Below are 8,770 nucleotides of genomic sequence, written 5' to 3'. Positions count from 1 at the left end.
GACGAGCCTTCCGTCTTTCATCACGATCTGATCTGGTTGTTGCGCCTGCATTTTCGGACTTGTAGTTACGGGCGGCTGATTATTCATTTTCTTTACGGGTGTATCCTGTGCGTAACCTATTGCGCATAGCATCATAGCCATCGCACTGGTCAGAATTATTCTTTTCATGTTTTCAGATTTAATATATGAACGATATATTTCCAAAAACAAAGGCCAAGCCAAAGGGGGAAAGCGTGAAAAACTTTTGGGCAGTACCTGCTGCTGTTTACGCGAAATTTTAACAGGGCGAAAAGTGAAACATAAGGCGCAACCAACTCTCTCCGTGATGGTTAAAATACCTTGTAAAAAAAGTCACCTTGTTGAAAAGTTAAAGACTGTTTTGCTGTAAAATTTTTCTCCTGCTTTTAGTACTGTACTGGGAAAATGATCGTGGCGGGGAGCGTTGGGGAAATGTTGGGTCTCGAGGCAAAATCCCGCCCGTGGCTGATATACCACCTTATTTTTACCCTGTACATCTTTCAGGAAATTACCCGTATAAAGATGCACGGAAGGCTCTGTGGTAAACACTTCCATAACGCGGCCTGTGGTTGGTTCGTATACTGCAGCGGCTTTTTTAAGTTGGTCGCTGTGTGTTGTTTCCAACACAAAACTGTGGTCATAGCCGTTGCTCAATTTCAGTTGTGCATCATCCGCATGAATATCTTTTCCGATTGGTTTGCTACTGGTAAAATCGAAGGGAGTACCTTTCACATCAGCAAGAATACCGGTTGGTACTTGTGTATCATTTACGGGTAAAAATTGTTCGGCGTTGATCTGTAGTTCATGTGCATCAATGGCATTCGCAGGATCGCCGGCAAGATTGAAATACGCATGCTGCGTGAGATTGATGATAGTGGTTTTGTCTGAAATGGCTTTGTATTCTACCGTCCAGCTATTATCATCACCCAATGTATAGATCACTTCCAGTTTTAATTCTCCGGGAAACCCTTCTTCCAGGTGCGGGCTCGTATAAGTAAATACGATCCCGCTTTTGCCCACCTGGTGAAATTCGCAGGCCCCGAATTGTTTTTTATTAAACCCTACTTTACCACCATGATGATGATAAGTGCCGTCTTTTGTAAAAAGTTTATAAGGATTGTTTTCTATCACAACTGTATCGCCGGAAATCCTGTTGGCATAACGGCCCACTACCGTGCCCATGTAAAATTCATCCTGCAGGTACTCTTCAGGCGTTTGATATCCCAGCAACACATCCTCCTTTTTACCAGTACGATCTGCTACGAACAGGGAAATGGCAGCTGCTCCAAAGTCCGACACTACCAGTTTTGTTCCCTGAATATTTTCTATTGTATACACCCGCATGCCACCCGCCCCGGGAATTTCCCTGGAGCCCGCAGGCTGATTGATTGAGTTTACGTCCACTTGATTTTTTTTGAGTATAAGCCGTCCTGTCCCTTACAAGTTCAAGATGACGGATATGAATCATTACATTTCAGCCATATTATCATCATCCTGAGCTAGTTGAAGGATTGCCCAAACGTCTGCTATATTGATTCGCTTATAGAGGTATCTTGATGAAGGCAGATGTCGGGTTCAACGCTTCCGGAATTTTCCCCACATCAGCATATCCGGAAGTGAGCTCGATGAAAGCGAAATTCACATAACCACTCAATGCCCCCAGTGCACTTTTTTTCAATGAAAATTCGATCGCTTTTTTTCCGCTCACGGTCTTAATAGCGGAAAAATTCATTACTTCACCAAAAGATGCCACCGGCGAAAAAGTGAATCCGCTTGGCGGGCCTGAATGTTTGTACAATGCACCATTTGCATCTATGGGGCCCTCGCCAAGGAAGTCGGCGCCAGAGCCCCCCGGGTAAAGAAATGTACTGAACCCCGTTGCAGGATTGTTATCCGCATCGATGTACATGTCAAACAATTCTATTTTCATGTCGGCAGTTCCTTCCAGGTAAAAATTCAGCAGGTCGCTGGAAGCGAATGTTTTTATACCTAACAGCGTACCTGCTGTAGGGCCTCCTGTATTTTCATGTGTGTAAGCCACATATTGCCAGTCGGAAAAATCCCCATCTATCTTGATGTTTGGCCCAATGATACTCACCGTATCGACGAAGATGCTGGAGTCAGCGCCATTTTTCGCCACCAGCGAAACCAGGAAATCGCCTTTCTGCGTGAAGATATGCTGCGGCGAACGACTGGTGGAAATTTCCCCGCTGCCATCGCCAAATTCCCATTTGTAAGTGGTAGCGCCGGTAGAGAAATTGGTAAAATTCACTTTGTAGCCATCTGCTACATAACTGAACACGGCTTTGGTTCCATTGGTGGCTTCGTCTTTTTTACACGAAACCATGCACGCCAGCATTACCAGCGAAACGGCTAAAAAAAGATTATTCTTATACATAACTTTTGTCTTTTAATGTTTAGTGATCTAAAAAATGATCAATTGATTTTCACAGTTTGTTTGAGATTATTGATCCCCCCATTCTCTTCCACCCAGGTGCCTGTGTTGGCCAGCCTTACCGAGTATTCGATCCTGTTCTTCAATGCATCGGCACGATCTGCTATTTTCAGGTATAGATCGTACTCACCCGCAGGGATACCCGAAAGTGAAAGCGATTCATTCACCACCACGCTCAATGAGGGCTTGATGGTACGCAGATCTGTTGCCATCGGCACATTATAAAATGCTCCCGAAGTTTTATTTTTCAATACCAGCGATACATTCTTCTTGTGGTACAACGGAGCATATCCACGATTGATGAGCTCGATCTTTACAGCCAATGCTGAATTAAGTGCAGCAGCATCGGCGATATCGGATTTCACCATCGCCAGCCTGTGTCCGAGGCTTCTCTGGAACTCATCGAAGCATCCGCTGGTTCTCCAGCCATTGATGGTGGCAGGATAATAATCGAGATTGAGATAAGTCCATTTCAGCAACTTCATCTGGTTCTGGCTTTCCACGCAGGTGGGCGAATACCCTCCTGTAGGCGGACACGTCTCTCCGCCTACCGGAACAAAATTGGCTTCATTGCTGATGTATTGTTTTTCCAGGGTGATGTTGCTGTAAGTACCGTATTCAGTACCGCCCGATAAAAAACAATCGTTGTGATGGCCAACCCTGGCACGGGCTTCGGTTGAATACGCGATGTCGGCCGTAACCGGTGAATTATTCGTAAATATCTGCTGCTTTTGTAACGGGGTGCGCACCTGCACCATGATTTCCGGGGGCAATACACTCAGCAGTTTGTTGAGCACCGTTTTTTCATTCTCGATCGTAGCCAGGCCATTGCTCGAGCTATGCCATTCGCCGTAGGCGCCAATGAAACCGGCCTGTACAAACGCGATGATATCTTTGTTATTTTCAAAAACAGGTTTCAACTGATCGAGATGCTGTTGTACGATAGCCAGCGGCGCATCCGTACCACTCATATCATCAGTGTAAGCGAAGCGCAGTATGGCTTTCAGGCCGGCATCACGGATGGTGTTAAGATCATTTTGTATCAGCTGCAATTCACTGGCACTGATGGCTGTATTCTTGAAGTTGTCCAGATAGAACACACGCAGCACGAGCGAAATGTTTTGCCCGCGAAGCAGGTTCATCTGCGCAAGGCTCAACGGTGCACCATCCGAAAACACGATCAGCGTTTTCATAAATCCCCGTTCCGGATTCGGAAAAAGTGCAGACGAAATTTCGTACGTCACCCCCTGGTCTACCGGCGCAGATACCGCCCCATCTTTCTTACAACCAACAATACCGGATGTAAGAAGCGCTGCAAGAATGAAAAATATTTTACGTAAGGTCATTTGTTTTGCATTCTGAATTTATAAATTATTTTACCCGGACTGTCATCCTGAGTTTGTCGAAGGATGACAAGAGATTTAATAGTAAGGATTAATTATATCCCGGATTTTGAATGAACAACCCTTTTCCTTCGCTCACAGCCCTCAGTGAGAATGGATATAATACTTTGTGAGGTGCCGTAAAAGTTGACCCTGTCACTTCCTGGCAGCGGGAAATGAATTTACCATGACGGATAAGGTCCGCACGGTACTGCCCGTTTTCGCACCAGAATTCGTGGCTTCTTTCAAGCAATATCAGGTCGTTGAATAAAGTCAGCGTAGCATAATTGGCCAGTTGTTTATCCGGCAATCCTGCCCTCCTTCTTACCACATTCACCAGCTCCATGGCTTCACCGGTTGGCGCTCCGCCAGCATTGGCAATGGCTTCCGCTTTTGATAACAATACATCTGCATAGCGGTACATGATGATATCAACTGTTGTAAGCCCTGTTGTCCTGTCTGCATCGGGATTGATCTTCAGCGGTATTGGCCCTTTGTCGAGTATCGCCCCGGGGCTGCTGCGGTTGTAGGTGATGTCGTCAGTTCCTGTAAATTCGGCGATGAGCATTTTCTTTCTTTTGTCATCTGATTCAAAACGATCGTAGAACCACCAGGTGCTGGTGATCGTACCAAATCCTCCTTTAGGCGCATATACCGCCGGAAGCACCATCAGCTGCCATTGGTTTTCGCTGGTGCCGGCGTAATCGCATGGTATGGCCCAGATCACTTCTTTACTTGCTTTGGCCCCTTCAAGGTCCCACATGGCCGCGTAATCAGCATCAAGTGCATATGCATTGTAAGCGATGATATCGTCTGCAAGCGTTTTTACTTTAGCCCAGTTTTTTTCGTGTAGCCATAACCGGATGCTCACCATTTTAGCCAGTGCTTTATTGAAACGGCCATATTCGGCATCCTGGGGCATCGGAAGATCTTCAGCAGCTGCTGTGAGATCGGCATCTATATAAGCCACCATCTCCGCGTTGGAAAGCCTTGCCAGTGGCGTTTCTACCAATGGTTTGTTCAATACTTCCAGCGGCGCTACTACCAGCGGGCCATACAGGTCAAACAATGTATAAGCGAGCAAACCTCTTGCACATCTTACCTGGGCAACCGCTTTCTTTTTAAGTGCATCGCTTAAAGTGGATCGTTCTATAAGATCGATCGTGGTGGTCATGCGGCTGATCTTGTTGTAAAAATCATCGTAGTAATGAGTGAAGCCCGCATCGGTAGGGCGATAGTTTTGCAGCGAAGCCGTTTGCTGATCGCCATATTTGCCGAATAATATTTCAGTGGTGGCGTCGCTCAGGTACATCACCCCTCTTTCCGAAGTGGAAAAGATACCATCGCCATAAGCGCCTCTTAATGGATAATACGCGGCATTTACCATGGCTTCAAGATCGGCTTCGGATTTAGGAAATATCGCCGGGTTGATATCGCCGTAATCAACTGACACCAGGTCTTTGGTACAACCGGTTGTCAGCATTATCAATGGGAGCAAAAGCAGTTTAACTATTTTCATTTTTTTATCTTTTGAATGGATCATTAAAAGTTAACATTCACGCCGAAAGTAAACGTGCGTATGTACGGGTATGCCGCGGTGTAAGAATCTGTTTCAGGATCTACACCTTTGTACGGGCTTATCACAAACAGGTTGGCTGCATCCGCATGTATACGTACGGAAGAAAAAACATTTCCTAATATCTTACGTGGCAGGTTGTAACCCAGGGAAACATTCTGGCAACGGATGAACCATGCTTTTTGCTGGAAGAAATCCCCTACTCCGTATTCAGAGAAACCCCAGAAAGAACTTGGCTGGGTGGTGGATGGATTGGTTGGTGTCCACCTGTCTTTCACTGTGCGCAAAGCATTGTAGCCATTGGAATAAATACCATAAGCGCTGATGCCATAAGCCGTGAAATTAGGATCAGCCTGGTTGCGGCCAAACAATGCGGTGAAGTCGAAGTTCAGGCTGAAATTTTTATACGTGATAATGTTGGTGATACCCGCCATAGCGCTCGGATCGCTGGTGCCCAGCATTTTTGTATCGGCGTCATCAATGATCCCATCGGGAGCGCCGGTGCGCAGGAAGCGGCCATTAGCATCTACTGAAGGATTGCCGGCACCATCACGAAGGTATCCATCGATATCCCTTATCTTGATCATACCCGGCTTGAGCGTTGGCTGTGAAACCGGTGCCGCTTCGCCGATCTGGAGAATACCATCAGACAAACGATAATAACGGGCACGGATAGGGTCTTTTTCATTTTCATACACCGCTGGTTTCCAATCCGGCGCCCTTTCTTCCCAATTGTCTTTATACTTCGAGAAGTTGAATTGGGTGCGCCACAGGAAATTACTGGTCTGCATATTCCTTGTGTTGATGCTGATCTCAAAACCACGGCTTCTTGTTTTACCAACATTGGCAATGATCGTATTGATATCCTGGTAAGAGTTCAGATTTTTTGTAGCCAGCAGATCGGATATCACGTTGTTGTATACTTCCACCGAACCATCAACTTTTCCATTGAATAAAGAGAAATCCAGCCCAAGGTTGGCGCCTGTGGTAGTTTCCCATTTCAGGTCCGGGTTTTCAAGCCTTGTAAGCGAAACGCCTATCAGACGGAGGTCTTCACCGGACAACCAGGCAGGATAAGCACCATATGCCGCAAACGCATTGCTGTTGATAGAAGCATTACCCGTTTGTCCGTAACTGAAACGTAGCTTCAACTGTGATACCACTTTATTATATCTTTTGAAAAAAGATTCCTGCGAAATATTCCATGCAACTGCCGCAGACGGGAATGTCCCCCATTTGTTATTTCGGGCAAATACGCTCGCCCCATCTGTACGAACTGTAGCCGTCAACAGATAGCGATCTTTAAAATTGTAATTCAGCCGGCCGAAGTAAGAAGCGATCATGTTCTTGGAACCATAAGAAGTGCTCGCCAGCCTGATGGCGCCGGCACCAAGATTGTTCCACAAAAATGCATCCGTGATAAAACCTGACGCGCCTTCGCTGTTTACACTGGTGTTGAATTTTTGTTGTGATACACCACCCAGCAATTCAACTTTATGAACGGAAGCAAATGTGCGCACATAATTAGCGGTCGCTTCCAGCAGGTAGTCATCCCTGTCGCTGTTGGAGATGGTAGCCCTTCCCTGTTCCAGCTCTCCGGCGAATGTAGTTTTTGGAAGATAACTCTGGCGCTTGGTAATGGTACGGTCCATACCTGCTTTTAATTTGATGGTAAGCCCCTGTATCGGCGTAATGTCGATGTAAGAGTTAAGCAACATCCTTTCAAGACGGCTCTTATCCGTAATCGTCAATAAGGAATAAGGGTTGGGCTGCAATACGAGTTGTGGGTTCAGAGGATAATTTCCGTTTTCATCGATCGCCTGAATGTGCGGACCCTGCTGTATGGCAGCACGGATGATACCGGAATTTTCAAACTGGTCGCCACCCAGTTGAGTATTGTCATTGTCTATCCTGCTGGTCGTTAACGTAACACCGGCTTTTACATATTTATTTACTTCCTGATCGATGTTTGCCTTAACGGAATAACGGCTGAAGCCGGATTTTTTAATGATCCCTTTCTGATCATAGTAGTTTCCTGAAAGAAGATATTTAGTGGTTTTTGATCCACCTGAGAGCGAAAGGTTATGCTGAGTTGTGCCACCACTGCGGGTTACAAGATCAAACCAATCGGTACCACGGCCTACATTATTGATCGCATTTTGAGTGTATAATTTTTTAAACGGAGCAACACCATTTTGAATTACCTGTTCCCTTGTATTTGTTCCGTAAGGGATAACACCGTTATCAAAATCCCATTGTTCCTGGCCGGCTTCATTTCGCACCTGCATCCATTCGTTGAGCGGCAATACATCAAAATCATTTTTATATTTCTGAAATGAAAAATTATTGGAGTACTGAACCTTCACAGCCCCTGCCGCACCACGTTTGGTGGTGATCAGTATCACGCCGTTGGCAGCCCTTGAACCGTAGATGGAAGTGGCGCTTGCATCTTTCAATACTTCGATGGATTCGATATCATTGGGGTTGAAAGAATTGAGGATGCTCTGTGTTCCTGCATTGTAGCGGTTATTGCTTTCAGGCTGCTGAAGATCGGTGATAGGAAAACCATCTACAACAAACAAAGGTGAATTACTGGCATTGATGGATCCGGCGCCACGTATCTGGATATCGAGCCCGCCGCCAGGTTGCGCACTGTTCTGCCTGATTGTAAGACCCGCCACTTTACCTTTCAGCATACTTCCTATTTCCGGCCCGGAAGAAATGACCAGGTCTTTCGTTTTCACGGAAGATACTGCACCGGTAAGATCCCGCTTCTTTTGTGTGCCATACCCTACCACTATCACTTCATCCATGGATTTATTGTCCGGCTGAAGCCTGATGTCCGGTAAAGCGTTACCCGTTACCGTTAGTTCGCGGGTTACATAGGCGGTTGATGAAATTACGAGGACATCAGCATTGGCAGCTTCTATACTGAAGTTTCCTTTTTGGTTGGTCACGACTGTTTTGTTCGTGCCCTTAATACTTACGCTGACATCCGCCAGGGGGCTTCCATCGGCATCCGTTACTTTTCCCGTTACAGTACGCTGCGCTAAAACTGTAACCTGAAAAACGAAAAGCGCAAGAAAAAATAAAACTGATTTTTTAAATAATGTACTAGGCATGCATATAAGTTTTGGATAAATACTGTGTGTGACAATCTGCCACTCTAAGATGATGTTATTTTTTTGAATACCACACAACAACGATTTCATGTGCAGAATTTCAATCAACGCAAACGCTTGATATTTACAGGCAAACGGTTGCGTAAATTTTGACTAAAAACGATCTCTGTTACGAAACACTCTGTTTTCCGGTATCTGCCGGGAAAACAGCAAGAAT

Annotated in this window: 5 protein-coding genes; all 5 read right to left on the bottom strand. The window is 45.8% G+C overall.

Annotated features, from left to right (window positions below; translation table 11 throughout):
• Positions 1-351: 351 nt before the first annotated feature.
• Positions 352-1,422, bottom strand: a complete 1,071-nt coding sequence (locus EGI32_RS04335) for an aldose epimerase family protein (protein WP_255153819.1) — start codon at positions 1,420-1,422, stop codon at positions 352-354.
• A gap of 136 nt (positions 1,423-1,558) precedes the next feature.
• Positions 1,559-2,416 (bottom strand): PKD domain-containing protein, encoded by an 858-nt coding sequence (locus tag EGI32_RS04330; protein ID WP_255154146.1) that lies wholly within the window; start codon positions 2,414-2,416, stop codon positions 1,559-1,561.
• Positions 2,417-2,454: 38 nt separating this feature from the next.
• Entirely contained in the window at positions 2,455-3,819 is a 1,365-nt protein-coding gene (locus EGI32_RS04325) for a DUF4832 domain-containing protein (RefSeq protein WP_255154145.1), read from the bottom strand.
• Between the two features lie 88 nt (positions 3,820-3,907).
• Positions 3,908-5,374, bottom strand: a complete 1,467-nt coding sequence (locus EGI32_RS04320) for a RagB/SusD family nutrient uptake outer membrane protein (protein ID WP_255154144.1) — start codon at positions 5,372-5,374, stop codon at positions 3,908-3,910.
• A 23-nt stretch (positions 5,375-5,397) separates the two neighbouring features.
• Positions 5,398-8,553 (bottom strand): TonB-dependent receptor, encoded by a 3,156-nt coding sequence (locus EGI32_RS04315; protein WP_255154143.1) that lies wholly within the window; start codon positions 8,551-8,553, stop codon positions 5,398-5,400.
• Positions 8,554-8,770: the final 217 nt, after the last annotated feature.

This window comes from Ferruginibacter sp. HRS2-29, assembly GCF_024343615.1.
Taxonomy (GTDB): domain Bacteria; phylum Bacteroidota; class Bacteroidia; order Chitinophagales; family Chitinophagaceae; genus Ferruginibacter.
The sequence above is the reverse complement of the archived record's forward strand: the minus strand, read 5'-3'. Positions and strand labels throughout refer to the sequence as shown.

What these genes read in the sequence shown, in the direction of transcription:
- EGI32_RS04330 (WP_255154146.1), bottom strand. Translation starts at nt 2,416, where the DNA reads ATGTATAAGAATAATCTTTTTTTAGCCGTTTCGCTGGTAATGCTGGCG.
- EGI32_RS04325 (WP_255154145.1), bottom strand. Translation starts at nt 3,819, where the DNA reads ATGACCTTACGTAAAATATTTTTCATTCTTGCAGCGCTTCTTACATCC.
- EGI32_RS04320 (WP_255154144.1), bottom strand. Translation starts at nt 5,374, where the DNA reads ATGAAAATAGTTAAACTGCTTTTGCTCCCATTGATAATGCTGACAACC.
- EGI32_RS04315 (WP_255154143.1), bottom strand. Translation starts at nt 8,553, where the DNA reads ATGCCTAGTACATTATTTAAAAAATCAGTTTTATTTTTTCTTGCGCTT.